Source organism: Mesorhizobium sp. M1428, from assembly GCF_040317515.1.
GTDB lineage: Bacteria > Pseudomonadota > Alphaproteobacteria > Rhizobiales > Rhizobiaceae > Mesorhizobium.
The window spans coordinates 13,857-30,345 of the sequence record NZ_JAMYKT010000041.1 but is presented as its reverse complement, the minus strand read 5'-3'; the positions used below and the strand labels follow the sequence as shown (position 1 = coordinate 30,345).

Sequence of the window (16,489 nt, the reverse complement as noted above, 5' to 3'; positions counted from 1 at the left end):
TGAGCAGGACGATCCACGACTACAACCGGATCCAGGCCAGCCAGGGCTGACTCATCCCTGCGGCGAAATCTCGCGAGAGGTCGGCGGGACAGCACCCCCCTCTGTCCTGCCGGACATCTCCCCCGCAAGGGGGGAGATCGGATGTCATCTCGGCTTTCGCCAATCACCAAGGTCGAAAAGGAGATGCCGTCGATGGAACTGCCGATCTCCCCCCTTGCGGGGGAGATGTCCGGCAGGACAGAGGGGGGTGTGAAGGATTGCCGACGCAGATTTTTTTCTTCCCCATCAAGCTTGTTGCCTAGCAGCCCCTACGCGGCCGCCTTCCACCCATCCCTGATGTGCTTATATCCCTCCCGATAAACCGCTTCCGGGCCTTCGGAAAAGTCGCGCCACACCTTGGTGGCCGCGGCCAGATCCTTCAGCGAGCGGCCGAACGCCTCGATCGTCAGCCAATCGTCATAGCCGCTCTTGCGGATGGCGGAGAACGTCTCCTTCCAGGGGACGTGGCCGCGGCCCGGCACGCCGCGATCGTTCTCCGAAATATGGATATGGACGATGTTCTTGCGGTTGCGCGTATAGGCGCCGATCGGGTCGGCCTCTTCGATGTTGGCGTGGAAGGTGTCGTACATCGCCTTGATGTGCGGCCGGTCGATCGCGTCGATATGCTCCGACAAATCGTCCATCGTGTTGAGCAGATAGCATTCGAAGCGGTTGAGCGCTTCCAGCCCGATGGTGACACCCTTGTTGCCGGCATGGTCGCCAACGGCGCGTTGCGAGGCGATCGAACGTTTTTTTTCGGCCGCCGTCGGCCCGCTGCCGGAGAAGCCCCCGAGTGTCGAATGCAATGGGCCGCTCAACGTGTTCGCGCCAAGCGCCTGAGCGCAGTCGATCGCCGATTTCATGTAGTCGATACCGACCTTGCGCGTCGAGGCGTCGGCCGAGATCAAATTCATCGCCGGATCGCCCATGGCAGAAACGGCGGTGCGTTCCAGGCCGATACGATCGAGCAGCTCGCCGAGTTTCCTGTAGTCGTCCGGCGTGCCGGAGAAGACCGGTATTTCGACGCCGTCGAAGCCGGTCGCCTTGATGTCCCTCAACAACGGCTCGTGTTTTTTCGAGACACTGGTCGTCCACAACAACATGCACATGCCGATTTTCATCGACGCCCCTCCCCTTTGACGGCCGGGCTTGCTCCTCCGGCGACTTCGCCACAAGCCCCCTCATCCGGCCGCTTCGCGGCCACCTTCTCCCCGCTGGGGAGAAGAGGCGGACGCCAACGCTGGCGATCTCCTCTCCCCTCGGGTAGAGGTCCGAATGCCCCGAATTGCCCTGCGGCTGGCAGTCCGGGTGAGGGGGACTTCACGTTAACCGGACGCAGCGACTAAAGTTTCGTCCACGCTCCATTCTTCTTCGACGACTTCACGCAGGCCTCGATGAAGGCCATGCCCTCGACGCCGTCCTGCACGGTCGGGAAGACGACATCCTTGGTCGGCCTGCCACCCTTCCGGCGCGCCGCACGAATGGCGCGGGCGGCTTCCTGATAGATGTTGGCGAAACCTTCGAGATAGCCTTCCGGATGCCCTGGCGGAACGCGGCTGACGCGCCCGGCGACGGGAAGCGCGCCAGCGCCGTTTCGGGTAATCAACTGCTTCGGCTGGCCGAACGGCGTGTACCAGAGATAGTTCGGATCCGCCTGCACCCATTCGAGCCCGCCCTTCGAGCCGTAGACGCGCAATTTCAGCCCGTTCTCGTGGCCGGGTGCCACCTGGCTTGCCCAGATCATGCCCTTGGCGGGGTGCGATCCGCCGACCGGCTTGAAGCGCAACAGCACATTGATGTTGTCGTCGAGCAGCCTCCCCGGCACGAAGGCGTCGAGATCGGCCGACAGCGAATCGAGCTCCAGCCCGGAGACGAAACGGGCAAGGTTGTAGGCGTGCGTGCCAATGTCGCCCAGCGCACCGCCCGCACCCGCCTGCTTGGGGTCTGAGCGCCACGCAGCCTGCTTCTGGCCGGTGGCGGCCAAGTCTTCGGTCAGCCAGTCCTGCGGATATTCCGACTGCACGATGCGGATATCGCCGAGCTGCCCCTTGGCCACCATCTCGCGTGCCTGCCGCACCATCGGATAGGCGGTGTAGTTATGCGTCAGCACGAACACCTTGCCGGTCTTTTCGACCAGCGCCGCCAGCTTCTTTGCCTCGGCCAGCGTCGTCGCCAGCGGCTTGTCGCAGATGACGTGGATGCCGGCCTCGAGAAAAGCCTTGGCGGCCGGCACGTGCACATTGTTCGGCGTGACGATGGCCACCACCTCGATGCCGTCCGGCCGCTTGGCCTCTGCCTTGGCCATCTCGGCATAGGAGCCGTAGCTGCGTGCCGGATCGAGCCCAAGCTCGGCCGCCGAGGCCTTGGCACGCTCCGGATTCGACGACAAGGCGCCGGCGACTAGCACGAACTCGTTATCCATGCGCGCCGCGATGCGGTGCACCGCGCCGATAAAGGCACCTTGTCCGCCGCCAACCATGCCGTAGCGGATCGGACCGCCTCCCGTTTCCGTCTTCGATGCGCCAACCATGATTTTCTCCCTCGTTATCTGAGATACCCCTCCCCCTTGAGGGAGGGTGGCCCGCAGGGCCGGGTGGGGTCGTTTCATTCCGAGCGCTACGCCCAGCGACCCCACCCCGATCCGCTGCGCGGATCGACCCTCCCCTCGGGGGGAGGGATATCTGTGCTAGATCCCCATCATACCGCGCAGCACCTTTTTATCGGTCGTGCCGCCGGCGAAATCGTCGAATGCTTTTTCCGTCACCCTGATGATGTGGTGCTGGATGAAGGGGGCGCCTTCGGCAGCACCATCCTCCGGGTGCTTGAGGCAGCATTCCCATTCCAGCACCGCCCATGAATCGTAATTGTATTGGGTGAGCTTGGAGAAGATGCCGCCGAAATCCACCTGCCCGTCGCCGAGCGAGCGGAAACGCCCGGCACGGTTGGTCCAGCTCTGGTAGCCGGAATAGACGCCTTGCCGCCCGGTCGGATTGAATTCGGCATCCTTGACGTGGAACGCCTTGATCCGCTCGTGGTAGATGTCGATGAATTCGAGATAATCGAGCTGCTGCAGCAGGAAATGCGACGGGTCGTAGTTGATGTTGCAGCGCTTGTGGCCGCCGACCGCCTCGAGGAACATCTCGAACGTCGCGCCGTCGAACACGTCCTCGCCCGGATGGATTTCGTAGCCGACATCGACGCCGTTCTCGTCATAGACGTCGAGGATCGGCTTCCAGCGCTTGCCGAGTTCGGCAAATGCTTCCTCGATCAATCCCGCCGGCCGCTGCGGCCAGGGGTAGAGGTATGGGAAGGCCAGCGCGCCGCAAAACGACACCGACGCCCTGAGCCCGAGATTCTTCGACGCCTTGGCGGCGAACTTCATCTGTTCGACCGCCCATTGTTGCCTGGCTTTTGGATTGTTGTGCACCGCAGCCGGCGCAAAGCCGTCGAACTGCGCGTCATACGCGGGATGCACCGCCACCAGTTGCCCCTGCAGATGCGTCGACAGTTCGGTGATTTCGACGCCGGCATCGGCGCAGATGCCCTTCACCTCGTCGCAATAGGCCTTGGAGGAGGCTGCCTTCTCGAGATCGAACAGTCGAGCGTCCCATGTCGGGATCTGCACGCCCTTGTAGCCCAGACCAGCCGCCCATTTGGTGATCGAGGCCAGCGAATTGAACGGCGCGGCGTCGCCCGCAAATTGCGCCAGGAACAGACCAGGCCCCTTCATCGTCGTCGGCATCGGCATCTCCCTATGTTTCACGACCAAGCATAGCGCCGATTGAAAACAGGGCCAGCGTCTTTGGTCTCTTTGCACAGCGCGCTCAGCGCCGCTATTCTGGTATTACCAAATGCCGAAATCTGGTCAAGCCATTTGACGCGCTGCCGCAGTCCTGCAACCATGCCGAGTTGGGCCACATGTTTAAGCATAATCAATGGTCTAGCTAGGAACAAACGCTTTGTGGCAGCACTTCTTGCCGTCCAGATGAAATTACTGTAGACCTCCCATCAGGCCCAATTGGTCGAACCAGTTCGACAAAAATGCTGGGACGCCTTGGGGAGGAATCATGCGGCACGCTTCGGCAGAGTGCGCCGCAGGCGAACTGGTACAGGCGATTCTGGGAAGGATAGACCATGCATCTTTCGACGCACAATTGGATGCGGGCGGAGCCGCTGGAAACGACGCTCAAGCGCATCAAGAAATTCGGCTACGAGTCGATCGAGATCTCCGGCGAACCCGAACAGTACAAGCCCAAGGAGACGCGCGCACTGTTGAACGAGTACGGCATTCGCTGCTGGGGAGCGGTGACGCTGATGCTGGGCGAGCGCAATCTCGCCGCCAAGGATCAGGGCCAGCGTGAGCGCTCGGTGCAATATGTCAAGGACGTGCTGACCATGGTCAGCGAGCTCGACGGCGAGATCATCACGCTGGTTCCGGCCACCGTCGGCAAGGTCGTGCCCGACGGCACCGAGGAAGAGGAATGGAAATGGGTGGTCGACGCCACTCGGGAATGCTTCACCCACGCCAAGAAGGTCGGCGTCAAGATCGCGGTCGAGCCGCTCAACCGCTTCGAGACTTATCTGTTCAACCGCGGCGCCCAGGCACTGGCGCTGGCCGATGCGGTCAGCCCCGAATGCGGCGTCTGCCTCGACGCCTACCACATCCACATGGAAGAATTTAACGTCTACGATGCCATCCGGCAGGTCGGCAAGCGCCTGTACGACTTCCATGTCGCCGACAACAACCGCTTCGCCGCCGGCCTCGGGCAGATCGACTGGCCGAAGATCGTCGGCACGCTGAAGGAGATCGGCTATGACGGCGCGCTGACCAATGAATTCGTCGCCCCCGTCGACCGCACGCCGGCTGCCCCCTATCCCGACATGGTCGAACGCAACCCCGTCGACATCTCGCCGGAGCAGCTGAAATTCATTCAGGACCACGGCTCCAGCGTGCTCACGGAAAAATTCTACACCGACCAGATGCGCATCAATGCGGAAACGCTGCTGCCGCTGATCAAGTAGCCGAGCCGTTTGGAAAAAGCCCTTCCGCCTCACCGCGGCCGGGCCGAGGATGAACATGCGCATCAAGACGGTCCAAGCCTGGTGGGTTCGCATACCGATCGAAGTCGCGAAGCAGCATCGCAGTGACTTCGGTCAGGTGGCGACATTCGACGCCGCCATCCTGCGCATCGAAACCGACGACGGTCTGGTCGGCTGGGGCGAAGGCAAGAATGCTGCCGGCAGCGCCGGCAGCTACGGCGCTCTCGTCCATTTGCTGAACTACGAGGTCGGCCCGCAGCTGGTCGGCCGCGACCCGGCCGACATCGGCGTCATCTGGGAGATGCTCTATAATGGCACGCGCCACGACAGCGCCGCTCGCGCCGGCCATGCCATGCCGCAATTGGCACGACGGGGCATGAGCATCGCCGCCATCAGCGCCGTCGACATCGCATTGTGGGACATTCTTGGCAAATCGCTCGGCGTTCCGGTCTGGCGGCTGCTCGGCGGCCGCAAGCTGGACCGCATGCCGGCCTATGCTTCCGGGGGCTGGGCCACTGCGGAAGCCATCGGCGACCAGCTGCAGTCCTACATCGCCAAGGGCGGCTTCAAGGCGCTGAAGATGCGCGTCGGCGCCATGGACGGCGCCCCACATATCTCGGCGGCTCGCGTCCGCGCCGCAAGACAGGCGCTCGGTCCCGATATCGACCTGATGGTCGACGCGCACGGCACCTACACGGTGGCCGAAGCCAAGCGCTTCATCCATCTCGCCGGCGACCTCGATCTCGCCTGGTTCGAGGAGCCGGTGATCGCCGACGACAAACCCGGCATGGCCGAGGTACGTGCCTGCGGCTCGATCCCGATCGCCACCGGCGAAAGCGAGGCGACGCGCTATGCCTTCCGCGACCTCGCCGTACTCAAATCCGCCGATATCTTCCAGCCGGATCCGGCCTTTTGCGGTGGCATCAGCGAGGCGATGAAGATCGGCACCATCGCCAGCGCCTTCAATCTGCGCTTTGCGCCGCATCTTTGGGCCGGCGCGCCCTGTTTCTTTGCCGGGCTGCATGTCTGCGCTGCTTCGCCGGCGAGCTTCACCGTCGAATATTCGCTCGGCGCCAACCCGATGATCCACGATCTGATCGAAGAGACTGTCGAAGCAAAGGACGGTATGGTAGCGATCCCTGATAGACCCGGGCTGGGATTCACCATTTCGGAGCGGTTCCTGGAGGCGCACGCGCAACACGGCTGACATGAAAGAAAAGAACCTTCTCGCGGAACTCGCCGCCTATCTGTTCTCCCATTCGGACAAGGAGACGGGCCGCACGCCGTCGGAGCGCGAACTGGCAGAGCATTTCAGCGTCAGCCGCGGCCAGATCCGCGAGGCGCTGGCCATTCTCGAGGCCATGCGCATCGTCGAGCGACGGGCGAAATCCGGCATCTACATCGATACGAAGCAGGCGAGCGTCGAGGCGATGGCGCTGTTCGCCCGCGCGGGCCTGCCGCTCGATCCCGTCCAGATCTACGAGACGGTCGAGTTGCGCAAGATCCACGAGATCAAGGCCGCCGAACTTGCCTGTTCACGCGCCACCGAGGAGAATTTCGAGCGGCTGCGCGAGATCCTGAAGGCCTCTGAGGATCGCATCGCCGCCGGTGAAGGGCTTGCCCGGGAAGACCGCGAGTTCCACCTCGAGATCGTGCGGGCGACCAAAAACAGCGTCTTCCACAATATCTGCAGCGTCTACTACATGATGGGTGAGCTGCGCCTGCCGATCTATTTCAACGATCCCGAACGCAGCGTGCGCTCCCATGCCGAGCATATCCAGATCTACGAGGCGCTGCTGCGCCGCGATGGCAATCTCGCCCAGGCGCTGATGAGCGCCCACCTGCAAGGCGCGGAAAGCTACTGGAAAGGGCTGATCGAGGGGCGTGGGGCTGAACCGGAAAGCCCAGCGCTCGAAAAGGCCTGAAATGCCCAAGATCCTGTCAACACACCGACTGCACTCTCGTGCCGCTTCCATGCTGACGGGGGCCGGCGAACTCGTCGTTGCTTCCGCCCTCGATGCGGCCACGCTTGCCGCCGAGGCAAGGGACGCCGATGTCATCATCGTCCGCGCTCCCTTGCCTGCGGCGCTTTTCGAAGGCGCGAAGAAGCTCAGGGCCGCGATCCGCCACGGCGCCGGGCTCGACATGGTACCGATGGAAGCGGCCAATGCGGCCGGCGTGCTGGTGGCGAACGTACCGGGGGTGAACGCGCGATCCGTCGCCGAATATGTGATGTTCGCGGCGCTGGCGCTGCTTAGGCGCTTTCGTGTGTTGGACCGCGACTTGCGTGCGAAGGGCTGGCTGGCGGGCCGCGAGCACACGGTGGTGGCCAGCGAGCTAGCGGGCAAGACGATCGGCATTGTCGGCCTCGGCGCGATCGGTCAGGCTGTTGGCCACATCGCCGCCCATGGGTTCGATCTGAATGTGGTGGCGACGACGCGCAGCATGCGGCCGGCGCCGGACAGGGTCGGCTTCCTGTCGATCGATGCACTCATCGAGCAGAGCGACGTCATCGTTCTGTGCTGCCCGCTGACGCCCGAAACACGGGGGCTGATCAGCCGCGAGCGCATTGACCGGATGAAGCCGGATGCGCTGCTGATCAATGTTTCGCGCGGGCCGGTGATCGATGACGACGCGCTGATCGAGGCCTTGCAGAAGGGCCGCATCGGCGGCGCTGCGCTCGATGTTTTTGCAACACAACCGCTGCCGCCCAACCATCCTTATTTCGGCTTCGACAACATCATCGTCACCCCGCACATGGCCGGGATCACCGAGCAGTCGATGATGCGCATGGGCGTCGGCGCGGCTGGCGAAGCCTTGCTGGTGCTGGCTAACAGATTACCGGTCAATCTACGCAACCCCGAAGTGGTCGAGCACTACCGGCGGCGGTTCCCTGTCGATCTCTGAGAGCGCCTCAATTTTCCCGAACTCGCCGGCGATGGTGCCGGCCATGGTAAACGTCACAAAATTCCTGCTGACAGCCGGCTTCTGCATGGCGACGGCGCATGCCTTTGCCAACGGACAGGGCAGCTACGTGTTCTGCGACAACGGCATACGGTGCGTGGCGGCACCCTGTCCATCGAACAGCGCACTCGACCTCGCTACTGGTAAGCTCATCAAAGGCGTTTCAATCGACATCGATCGCCTGCCGCAGCAAGACAAGGCCCTCGACCTTTCGGACAAGCTCTATGCCGGCAAGGTCGTTGTTGTCGGATCGATCGAGAACCGCACCCGGACCTTCAACGGCAAGCGGTACACCCTGCCTTGGCTGGTTGCCACCAGCATCGAACGCGCCGCCAAGGACAGCGAACGCGGCCACTGCTCGTCGCGTTGACACGCGCTATCGGATCAATTTGCAAGCAGCGCCTCGATCCCTGTTGCGATGCGCAGCAGGTGGTGGTCATGGCCATTGCGCGCCGCCAGCATCAGCCCGGCCGGGCGCGTCATTCCCGGCATCGGCAGCGAGATGGCTGACAGATCGAACTGGTTGGCGACCTGCGTGTTGCGCAGCAGAAGGCCTTCCGTCCTGTTCCACAGAGCCTCGTCGTCGGTCATAGAGACGATCGTCGGCGCCGTCACCGGCGTGGTCGGCAGGGCCAGCACGTCGACCGACGCCAGTCGGTCATCCATTGCGGCGGCCAGCGCCGTGCGGCAGCGCATTGCCCTGATATAGACCGTGGCCGGAATGGCGGCGGCGCGCGACAATGGTCCGCTTACCCGCGGGTCGACCGGCGTCGCCGCTCCGGTCGCCAGCCAGTCGGCATGGATCTCCGCCCCTTCCATCGCCGCGATCGAGGCGCGCTTGGTTGCCGCGCGCAGATCCGCAAGCAGGTCGTCGATCGACAGCTCCACAAGCCGTGCGCCGCTAAGCTCCATCTTACGCAGACACCGGTCGAACGTCGTCGCGACCTCTTCCTGCGTATCATCGAACAGCACGCCGCGCGCAATACCGACGCGCAGGCCGTCCAGCGGCAGCGGCAACAGTGCCGCCAGGTTTTCGCCCGACATCACTGCATCGGCCGCCGCACATTCGGCGACGGTGCGGGCCAGCGGACCGATCGAGTCCAGCGTGGCCGACAGCGGAAACGCACCCGCAAGCGGCACGCGCCGTGCGGTCGGCTTGAAACCGACGACGCCATTCAGCGATGCCGGAATGCGCACCGAACCACCGGTATCGGAACCGATGGAGATTTGGCTGGTGCCTTCGCCCACCGAAACGCCGGCGCCTGAGGAGGAGCCGCCCGGAATACGGCTGGCATCACTTGCATTGCCGGGCGTACCGTAATGTGGATTGACGCCGATCGCAGTGAAGGCGAACTCGGTCATGTTGGTCTTGCCGAGGATGATCGCACCGGCCTGGCGCAGCCGTCGCACGACAATGGCATCCCGCAGCGCCGGCGCTGCGTTGACGAGCAGCAGCGAGCCCGCCGTGGTCGGCTCGCCGGCGACATCGAACAGATCCTTGATCGAGACGATCGCCCCATCGAGCGCCCCGAGCGTGACGCCGGCTTTTCGCCGCGCATCGGCGGCGTCGGCCGCCGCCCGTGCGGCTTCCGGGTAGAGCTTTACGAAAACGCTTTCATCGTCGACGCGAGCGGCAAGACGCGAAAGAATTGCTTCGAGGTGATCGCGGGCTGATTGCATTTTTCGGTGTCGGACTCCGCACGCTTGCAACGTCTTAAGGTAGCAGCCTGAAACTGGCCGCAGGAGACATAGCCCGGCACGGTCGGATTTGCACCTGTCGAACCGAAGGAGGAAGGCCCGATGCTCTACCAAGGCAGCTGCCACTGCGGCAAGGTCGCGTTCGAGGTCGAAGGCGAGTTGACCGGAGCCGTACGGTGCAATTGCTCGATCTGCTCGCGCAAGGGTGCACTGCTATGGGCAGTGCCGCATGAGAGCCTACGGGTGCTTGCCTGGGGCGATGATCTCGGCCGCTACAGCTTCGGCAACCATGTCATCGCCCACCGCTTCTGCCGCAGCTGCGGCATTCACCCCTTCGCCGAGGATGTCGGCGAAGGAAGCGGGCGAAGTGCCTATATCAATATTCATTGCATCGAGGCGTTGGACGTCACCGCCGTGCCGGTCTTCGACTTCGACGGCCGTTCCGTTTAGGCCTTGGGATCGTCGACCGGCTTCGGGCCAAGGAAGAACGCCGCCAGTGCCGCAAGCAATGTCGCCGCCGCGCAATAGGCGAAGGCGCTGGCAACGCCGGCATTGTCGACCAGCAGGCCGCCGAAGACGGCGCCCAACGCGATGGCGACCTGGAATGTCATAACCATCAGCCCGCCGGCGCTTTCCGCCTGATCGGGGGCGGCCCGCACCAGCCAGGTCTGCAGCCCGACTGGGACGGCGCCGAAGGCAAAGCCCCAGCTGGCCACTGCTATTGCAGCAACCACGGGTGAGCCTCCGACCACCAGCAGCAAGAGCGCCGAAAACGCGATCAGCAGAGGCGCCAGGCTGACGGCTGCCTTGAGGCTGCGTTCGGCAATGAAGCCGCCGGCAAAATTGCCGAAGAAGCCACCAATGCCGTAGGCGAGCAGCACAAGCGAGATCGTCTCGATGTCCAGCGCGGGAACCTTCTCGAGAAACGGGCGGACATAGGTGAAGCCGGCAAAGTGTCCCGAGGCGACCAGCAGCACCACCAGCAGCGCCACCCTGATCATCGGCCGCTTCATCACCTCCAGCAGCGTGCGAAAACCTGCCGTACCTGCCGGCGGCAGCTTCGGAATGGTAGCCACCTGCACCAGCAGGGCCAGCGCGCCGACCACGGCGGCGATCATGAACGCCGTCCGCCATCCCCAGATGTCGCCGACATAGGCGCCGACTGGAGCTGCACAGACCGTCGCCACCGAAACGCCGGTGAGGATGATCGACATGGCGCGCGGCATCAGCCGCATCGGAACGAGCCGCATCGCCATGGCAGCCGACATCGACCAGAAGCCGCCGAGACTAATGCCAAGCATGATGCGGGCGATCAGAAGAACGGGAAGCGACGACGCAAACGCGGCCACCAGGTTTGACAGCACAAGCAGCACCGTCAGCGCCCACATGACCAGCCTGCGGTCCAGCCGCTTGGTGACAATGGCCATGGTCGGCGCCGCTATCGCACCAATGACAGCGGTGGCCGTTACCGCCTGCCCGGCGGCGCCTTCGGTGATGCCGAGATCCTGCGCAAGCGGCGTCAGCAGGCTGGCCGGCAGAAATTCCGCGGTCACCAGGCCAAAGACTCCGAGCGCCAGGGAGACCACTGCCCCCCATGCGGGCTCGGATCGTTCGCCGGTTTGCGATGGATCGAGAACGGCGTCCATGACGCCTGTCGCGGGTTCGGTCATGAGAGAATCTCCGGTCTGTTGCAGCGCAGCATTTGGCTGCAATGCAACATAAGGAGTGACTGGCTGGAGTTTCCATGCTAGAAACACCATTATGTTTGACCGTTCGTCCAAAATTCCAATCACCGGCGATCCGCTGACGGACATATTGCGCGGATTGCGTCTGGAAGGCGTCGATTACGGCCGTTGCGAGATGAAGGAACCTTGGGGCATCCATTTTCCGGCTCAGGCGGCGGCACGGTTTCATTTCATCGGCCGCAAAGGCTGCTGGTTGCTGCAGCCGACCGGCGATTGGGTCGAGCTCAAGGCGGGCGACGCTGCCTTGTTGCCGCGCGGCTCAGCCCACACGCTGGCGAGCGAGCCGGGTATCGAGGCGGCGCCGATCCACGGCTATGAGGTCGAGGAAATCTGCAAGGGTGTCTATTGCATGTCGAATGACGGCGTGCCCGGCTGCCGTCCGGGGACCTTGCTGTTTTTCGGCAGCATGTATTTCAATCTCGATGGCTTGCACCCCTTGCTCGGCATGATGCCGGACGTGATGCGCGCGCATGAGTTGGAAGCCTATGAGCCAGGTATCCCGCATTTGCTGGAAGCGATGGCCCGCGAAGTCACGATGGAGCGCGTCGGCTCCGGTGGCATCCTGGCACGGCTGGCCGATGTGCTCGCCGCGACCGTCATCCGCTCATGGGTCGAGCGCGGCTGCGGCGACTCTTCCGGTTGGATTGCGGCGGTCAGGGACCGCGAGATCGGCCGGGTGCTGGCCGCGATCCATCTGGAACCGAACCGCGACTGGACGGTGGAGGCTCTGGCGAAGATGATGGGTGCCTCGCGATCAGGTTTTGCCGAGCGCTTCGCAACCATTGTCGGCGAAACACCGGCAAAGTACGTCACGCAGGTGCGGATGCACCAGGCGAGGCAATGGCTGGTCCGCGACCGGCTCAAGATTTCCGTCGTCGCGGCTCGCCTCGGCTACGAATCCGACGCCTCCTTCAGCCGCGCCTTCAAACGGGTCATCGGATCGCCACCCAGCCATTTCCGGGCCGAGGAACAGGCGGAGATCCGCTAATGCATGTCGCGCAAAAGTGTGCAGCGGTTTTGCGGTAACGACATGCATCAAAACAAAAATCTAAAGCGCGTTGCATGAGGCCGGTCGAACGCGACGCGCTTTAGGCCGGCTAAACGTTGGCCGGCTTATTGCTCGGTGATGCAGGCCGAGCCGGCGCTGCTCTTGCAATATTTGCCGGAGGCCCCGCACCTGCCATCCGAGACTTCGACGACGGTGCCGCTCAACAGCAGCTTGCAGTCGCTGGTGGACAGATTGACCGCGCCGTTGAGGTCCTTGATCTTCTTGGCGTCGACCTTCGCGCCGGCGACAACTCTCTTGGCTGCCTGCGCCTCGCCCAGATGCGCCGCCGACAATCCCATACCGGCGACAAGCAGGATCGTCGCAAAACTGCGTAACAGATTTCCCATAGCCAACCCTCCGTATTTGGGTCTCCAAATTGGGCCTGCAAAGCCCGTTTGAGACCAAAGGATCAGCCTATTCGACAAATCGGAGCATCCGCATCCCCCGTACGGGGGATGACGGGAGACAGCCAAGCGGAATCACACGGCATCGCACAAATGCCCGACTAAAACGGATAGATAGAGCGGGATGCACGGTTCGCATCCCGCTCTAGCTCAGTAAAGAGGCTTGTATTTAGCCGGCGTGACGCAGGCTTATTCCGCTGCCCTTGTCGAACAGCACCACCTTGTCCGGGTTCCAGGCAAAGCGCACCGGCTGCTCTATCTGGACGTCGGTCCTGGCCGGCACGGTGGCGCGCAGCATGGCGTCGCCGACCCGCAGCGTCAGGATCTTCTCGACGCCATGGTTCTCGACGTCATGGACCCGCGCCTCGACCGGCGCGCCGGTCTCGAGATAGACGTCCTCGGGACGAATACCGAAGACGAGCGGGCGACCGTCGGTCGCCGCGCCCGTCTTGGCATCCCCCGAAGTCTTGGCACCCCCCGCAAACGGCAATTCGAAGTTGAGCGGCGCCATCACCGCACGTCCGTTGACAAGCTTGCCGTCGATGAGGTTCATCGGCGGCGAGCCGACGAAGCTCGCCACGTAGGTGTCGCGCGGATTGTTGTAGATCTCGTACGGCGTGCCGGTCTGGACGATGCGGCCATGGTTGAGCACGCCGACCTTGTCACCCATCGACATCGCCTCGATCTGATCGTGCGTCACGAACAGGAAGGTGGCGCCAAGCTGCATCTGCAGGTTCTTCAATTCGGTGCGTAGCGCCTCGCGCAATTTGGCGTCGAGCGCCGACAACGGCTCGTCCATCAGGAATACCCGCGGCTTGCGCACGATGGCGCGACCGATCGAGACGCGCTGCATCTCGCCGCCTGAAAGTCTGTCGGTCTTGCGGTCGAGCAGATGCTCGATCCGCAGCGTCCTGGCCGCGCGGTCGACACGATCCTTGATCTCGGCATCGGGCAGCCGGCGGATCTTCGGCTTCAGCGGAAATTCGAGGTTTTCGCGCACCGTATAGCGCGGGTAGAGCGAATATTGCTGCAGCACCAGCGCCACGTCGCGCTCGGCCGCGCCCCAGTCGGCGACATCGACGCCATCGATGAAGACCTGACCTTCGCTCGGTTTTTCCAGGCCGGCAATCATGCGCAGCGTCGTCGTCTTGCCGGCGCCGGTCTCGCCAAGCAGGACGAAGAACTCGCCATCGGCGATGTCGAGATCAAGCCCGGTCAAGGCGGTGTGGTTGCCGAACTTCTTCGAGATGTTCTTGAGCTGGATGTGGGCCATCAGAGTCTCACTCCCAGCGATTTGCCGCTCGCCGTGTCGAAGAAATGCGCCTGGCTGGGATCGATTCTGACGAAGACCCTTTCGCCGGGGCCGCCGATGAAGCCGCTCTTGGTGCGCGCACGCAGCATCTTGGAGCCGACCTTGAGGTCGACGATGTCGAAGGACCCGAGCGGCTCGACGATCTGCGTCTCCACCGGCAAGAATCCCTCGGCGGCTTCGCGGCGGACGAGGACGCCTTCCGGCCGGATGCCGAGCGCGAGTTGGTTGCCGGCATGACCGTTGAGCTTCGACAGCAAGGCGCGCGGGAATTCGAAGCCGGCGGCCGCATCGCCGACCGTCACCGAGGCGGACGAGGCTTTCTCGGTCACGGAAGCGTCGGCGACGTTCATCACCGGGCTGCCGACAAACTGCGCGACGAAAAGATTCGCCGGGTGCGAATAGACCTCGTCCGGCGAGCCGACCTGCTGTAGTACGCCTTCATGCATGATGACGATGCGGTCGGCGAGGCTCATCGCCTCGATCTGGTCGTGGGTGACGTAGATGCTGGTCGAGCCCTGCTTGATGTGCAGCCGCTTGATCTCGGCCCGCATCTCCTCGCGCAGCTTGGCATCGAGTGCCCCGATCGGCTCGTCCATCAGCATCGCCTTCGGCCGCCGCACCAAGGCTCGGCCGATCGCCACGCGCTGCATATCGCCGCCCGACAGCGCCGACGGTTTCTTGGCCAGGAGATCGCTGATCTGCAGCGTCTTGGCGACCGAGCGCACCTCGCTGTCGATCTCGGCCTTGCTCTTGCGCGTCGCCCTCAGCGGAAAGGCGATATTCTCGTAGACGCTCATATGCGGATAGAGCGAGAACGACTGAAAGACCATGGCGATGTCACGGTCGGCGGCCTTGAGGTGCTGGACCGGCTTGCCGTCGATGAGGATGTCGCCGCCGTCGATCGTCTCCAGCCCGGCAATCGCCCTGAGCGTCGTCGTCTTGCCACAGCCCGACTGGCCGAGCAGCACGATGAACTCGTTATCATCGATCTTCAGGTTGAGGTCCTTGATGACCTGGACGGCGCCGAAATATTTCTGGACGCCGCGAAGCTCGATCTGGGTCAATGCTGTGCCCCCGGATTTGCCCCTTGCCCGGTGCCGGCCTTCTCCTCCGGCGCGATCTTCGAGGTGATGTTGAAGCCGATCAGGCCGATCAGGATGATGGTCACGCCATAGCTGTGCAGCAGCATGTTCCACGGCTGGCAGAGCGCGATGATACCTAGCACCATCAGCACCTGGCTGCCCGGTTCGAGATATTTCTGGTTGATGGCGCGAAAGCTCATTTGCGGATTGCTCCGAAGGACATGCCGCGCAGCAGATGGTTGCGGAGCAGGAAGGTGAAGATCGCCACCGGCAGCAGGAACAGGAAGGTTCCTGCGGCGATCACCGTCCAGTCCGGCAGGCCGGAACCGACCTGGCTGGGGATGAAGGGCGGTGCTGTCTGGGCACGGCGGCTGGTCATGATCAGTGCGAAGGCATATTCGTTCCACGCCGTGATGAAGCAGAACACGGCGGTGGCGGCGATGCCGGTGGCGGCCTCGGGCAGCACGATCTTGAAGAAGGCCTCCATGCGCGTATAGCCGTCGACGAGGGCCGCCTCCTCATACTCCTTGGGGATCTCGTCCATGAAGCCTTTCATCAGCCACACCGAGAAGGACAGGTTGAAGGCGGTGTAAAGGATGATCAGGCCGATATGGGAATCGTTGAGGCCGACTGCCCGGTACATCAGGAACATCGGAATGGCGACGACCACCGGCGGCAGCATGCGCGTCGACAAGATGAAGAACAGTAGGTCCGCCTCGCCTTTTACCTTGAAGCGCGAGAACCCATAGGCGGTGAAGGTGCCCATGCCGACGGCCAGGACGGTCGAGGTTATGGCAACGATCAGCGAGTTCATGAAACGGCTCGGATAGCCCGACCACTGCACCTGGCCCTTGCCGTCGCGCACGATCTTTTCGCCGCCATTGAAGACGACGCGCTCCCACCACGGCGCAGCCGCGTACTCCTCCGGCGACGGCGGGCTGCGCAGCTGCGAACGCTTGGTGAACAACTTGACGAAGGGCGATATCTCCGGCTGGAAAACCACCGTCGGCGGAATGGTGGTGGCGAGATTGCGCGGCTTGAACGCCGTCGAGGCGATCCAGTAGATCGGCGCCAGGAAGATGATCGTCACCAGCAGGACAGCGACGATGGCGACCCGGTTGAAAGTGATTTCGGAAGAAGTGCGGACTGCGGCCATC

The 16,489-nt window shown here is 63.2% G+C and carries 17 protein-coding genes; 7 read left to right on the top strand and 10 right to left on the bottom strand.

The genetic code is table 11. The annotated features are described in order from the left end of the window. Positions 1-308 precede the first annotated feature (308 nt). The 3 genes from NKG60_RS30515 to NKG60_RS30505 all read right to left on the bottom strand — a co-directional run bounded on the left by NKG60_RS30515 (position 309) and on the right by NKG60_RS30505 (position 3,781). Entirely contained in the window at positions 309-1,160 is an 852-nt protein-coding gene (locus NKG60_RS30515; RefSeq protein ID WP_352670989.1) for a sugar phosphate isomerase/epimerase family protein, read from the bottom strand. 221 nt (positions 1,161-1,381) lie between these two features. Next, positions 1,382-2,569, bottom strand: coding sequence for a Gfo/Idh/MocA family protein (locus NKG60_RS30510; RefSeq protein ID WP_352670992.1), 1,188 nt, complete (start codon positions 2,567-2,569; stop codon positions 1,382-1,384). Between the two features lie 156 nt (positions 2,570-2,725). After that, entirely contained in the window at positions 2,726-3,781 is a 1,056-nt protein-coding gene (locus tag NKG60_RS30505) for a sugar phosphate isomerase/epimerase family protein (RefSeq protein WP_352670995.1), read from the bottom strand. Positions 3,782-4,173: 392 nt separating this feature from the next. On the opposite strand from NKG60_RS30505, the gene NKG60_RS30500 reads away from it, so the two are divergent. Genes NKG60_RS30500 through NKG60_RS30480 form a run of 5 tightly spaced genes read left to right on the top strand, consistent with a single transcriptional unit; the run spans position 4,174 to position 8,413 of the window. After that, positions 4,174-5,061, top strand: coding sequence for a sugar phosphate isomerase/epimerase family protein (locus NKG60_RS30500; RefSeq protein WP_023675190.1), 888 nt, complete (start codon positions 4,174-4,176; stop codon positions 5,059-5,061). A gap of 55 nt (positions 5,062-5,116) precedes the next feature. Next, complete coding sequence (locus NKG60_RS30495; protein WP_254816744.1) at positions 5,117-6,286, top strand: mandelate racemase/muconate lactonizing enzyme family protein; 1,170 nt, start codon at positions 5,117-5,119, stop codon at positions 6,284-6,286. Position 6,287: 1 nt separating this feature from the next. Continuing rightward, the gene (locus tag NKG60_RS30490; protein WP_292661187.1) at positions 6,288-7,004 is read left to right on the top strand and encodes a FadR/GntR family transcriptional regulator; all 717 of its coding nucleotides are present in this window, start codon (positions 6,288-6,290) and stop codon (positions 7,002-7,004) included. A gap of 1 nt (position 7,005) precedes the next feature. Then, positions 7,006-7,986 carry a hydroxyacid dehydrogenase gene (locus NKG60_RS30485; protein ID WP_352670998.1) on the top strand — a complete coding sequence of 327 codons (981 nt, stop codon included), beginning with the start codon at positions 7,006-7,008 and terminating at the stop codon, positions 7,984-7,986. Between the two features lie 43 nt (positions 7,987-8,029). Next, positions 8,030-8,413: a DUF6748 domain-containing protein gene (locus NKG60_RS30480; RefSeq protein ID WP_352671000.1), complete on the top strand. Its 384-nt coding sequence runs from the start codon at positions 8,030-8,032 to the stop codon at positions 8,411-8,413. Positions 8,414-8,427: 14 nt separating this feature from the next. Here the strand turns inward: NKG60_RS30480 and NKG60_RS30475 are convergent, their stop codons facing one another. Continuing rightward, on the bottom strand, positions 8,428-9,723 hold the full coding sequence (locus tag NKG60_RS30475) for an amidase (RefSeq protein WP_352671003.1): 1,296 nt from the start codon (positions 9,721-9,723) through the stop codon (positions 8,428-8,430). Positions 9,724-9,843: 120 nt separating this feature from the next. Here NKG60_RS30475 and NKG60_RS30470 point away from each other — a divergent pair, with 120 nt between their 5' ends. Beyond that, the gene (locus NKG60_RS30470; protein WP_352976466.1) at positions 9,844-10,191 is read left to right on the top strand and encodes a GFA family protein; all 348 of its coding nucleotides are present in this window, start codon (positions 9,844-9,846) and stop codon (positions 10,189-10,191) included. Here NKG60_RS30470 and NKG60_RS30465 read toward each other — a convergent pair. After that, positions 10,188-11,411 carry an MFS transporter gene (locus NKG60_RS30465; protein WP_352671008.1) on the bottom strand — a complete coding sequence of 408 codons (1,224 nt, stop codon included), beginning with the start codon at positions 11,409-11,411 and terminating at the stop codon, positions 10,188-10,190. The two genes, NKG60_RS30470 and NKG60_RS30465, sit on opposite strands and share 4 nt — an antisense overlap. A gap of 91 nt (positions 11,412-11,502) precedes the next feature. Between NKG60_RS30465 and NKG60_RS30460 the strand changes: the two genes are divergently transcribed. Then, on the top strand, positions 11,503-12,474 hold the full coding sequence (locus NKG60_RS30460; protein WP_352671010.1) for an AraC family transcriptional regulator: 972 nt from the start codon (positions 11,503-11,505) through the stop codon (positions 12,472-12,474). A gap of 125 nt (positions 12,475-12,599) precedes the next feature. On the opposite strand, the gene NKG60_RS30455 is transcribed toward NKG60_RS30460, so the two are convergent. The 5 genes from NKG60_RS30455 to NKG60_RS30435 all read right to left on the bottom strand — a co-directional run bounded on the left by NKG60_RS30455 (position 12,600) and on the right by NKG60_RS30435 (position 16,488). Further along, entirely contained in the window at positions 12,600-12,881 is a 282-nt protein-coding gene (locus NKG60_RS30455) for a hypothetical protein (protein ID WP_352976464.1), read from the bottom strand. A 226-nt stretch (positions 12,882-13,107) separates the two neighbouring features. Beyond that, positions 13,108-14,211 carry an ABC transporter ATP-binding protein gene (locus NKG60_RS30450; RefSeq protein ID WP_352671016.1) on the bottom strand — a complete coding sequence of 368 codons (1,104 nt, stop codon included), beginning with the start codon at positions 14,209-14,211 and terminating at the stop codon, positions 13,108-13,110. Further along, positions 14,211-15,314 (bottom strand): ABC transporter ATP-binding protein, encoded by a 1,104-nt coding sequence (locus NKG60_RS30445; protein WP_352671019.1) that lies wholly within the window; start codon positions 15,312-15,314, stop codon positions 14,211-14,213. Before NKG60_RS30445 ends, NKG60_RS30450 begins: the two co-directional genes overlap by 1 nt. Further along, positions 15,311-15,532 carry a hypothetical protein gene (locus tag NKG60_RS30440; RefSeq protein ID WP_352864033.1) on the bottom strand — a complete coding sequence of 74 codons (222 nt, stop codon included), beginning with the start codon at positions 15,530-15,532 and terminating at the stop codon, positions 15,311-15,313. Before NKG60_RS30440 ends, NKG60_RS30445 begins: the two co-directional genes overlap by 4 nt. Beyond that, positions 15,529-16,488, bottom strand: coding sequence for a carbohydrate ABC transporter permease (locus tag NKG60_RS30435; protein ID WP_292661213.1), 960 nt, complete (start codon positions 16,486-16,488; stop codon positions 15,529-15,531). The genes NKG60_RS30440 and NKG60_RS30435 overlap by 4 nt, the downstream gene beginning before the upstream one ends. Position 16,489: the final 1 nt, after the last annotated feature.

Excerpts from the sequence above, each read along its gene's own strand:
- NKG60_RS30515 (WP_352670989.1), bottom strand. The coding sequence starts at position 1,160 with ATGAAAATCGGCATGTGCATGTTGTTGTGGACGACCAGTGTCTCGAAA.
- NKG60_RS30510 (WP_352670992.1), bottom strand. The coding sequence starts at position 2,569 with ATGGTTGGCGCATCGAAGACGGAAACGGGAGGCGGTCCGATCCGCTAC.
- NKG60_RS30505 (WP_352670995.1), bottom strand. The coding sequence starts at position 3,781 with ATGCCGACGACGATGAAGGGGCCTGGTCTGTTCCTGGCGCAATTTGCG.
- NKG60_RS30500 (WP_023675190.1), top strand. The coding sequence starts at position 4,174 with ATGCATCTTTCGACGCACAATTGGATGCGGGCGGAGCCGCTGGAAACG.
- NKG60_RS30495 (WP_254816744.1), top strand. The coding sequence starts at position 5,117 with ATGCGCATCAAGACGGTCCAAGCCTGGTGGGTTCGCATACCGATCGAA.
- NKG60_RS30490 (WP_292661187.1), top strand. The coding sequence starts at position 6,288 with ATGAAAGAAAAGAACCTTCTCGCGGAACTCGCCGCCTATCTGTTCTCC.
- NKG60_RS30485 (WP_352670998.1), top strand. The coding sequence starts at position 7,006 with ATGCCCAAGATCCTGTCAACACACCGACTGCACTCTCGTGCCGCTTCC.
- NKG60_RS30480 (WP_352671000.1), top strand. The coding sequence starts at position 8,030 with ATGGTAAACGTCACAAAATTCCTGCTGACAGCCGGCTTCTGCATGGCG.
- NKG60_RS30475 (WP_352671003.1), bottom strand. The coding sequence starts at position 9,723 with ATGCAATCAGCCCGCGATCACCTCGAAGCAATTCTTTCGCGTCTTGCC.
- NKG60_RS30470 (WP_352976466.1), top strand. The coding sequence starts at position 9,844 with ATGCTCTACCAAGGCAGCTGCCACTGCGGCAAGGTCGCGTTCGAGGTC.
- NKG60_RS30465 (WP_352671008.1), bottom strand. The coding sequence starts at position 11,411 with ATGACCGAACCCGCGACAGGCGTCATGGACGCCGTTCTCGATCCATCG.
- NKG60_RS30460 (WP_352671010.1), top strand. The coding sequence starts at position 11,503 with ATGTTTGACCGTTCGTCCAAAATTCCAATCACCGGCGATCCGCTGACG.
- NKG60_RS30455 (WP_352976464.1), bottom strand. The coding sequence starts at position 12,881 with ATGGGAAATCTGTTACGCAGTTTTGCGACGATCCTGCTTGTCGCCGGT.
- NKG60_RS30450 (WP_352671016.1), bottom strand. The coding sequence starts at position 14,211 with ATGGCCCACATCCAGCTCAAGAACATCTCGAAGAAGTTCGGCAACCAC.
- NKG60_RS30440 (WP_352864033.1), bottom strand. The coding sequence starts at position 15,532 with ATGAGCTTTCGCGCCATCAACCAGAAATATCTCGAACCGGGCAGCCAG.
- NKG60_RS30435 (WP_292661213.1), bottom strand. The coding sequence starts at position 16,488 with ATGGCCGCAGTCCGCACTTCTTCCGAAATCACTTTCAACCGGGTCGCC.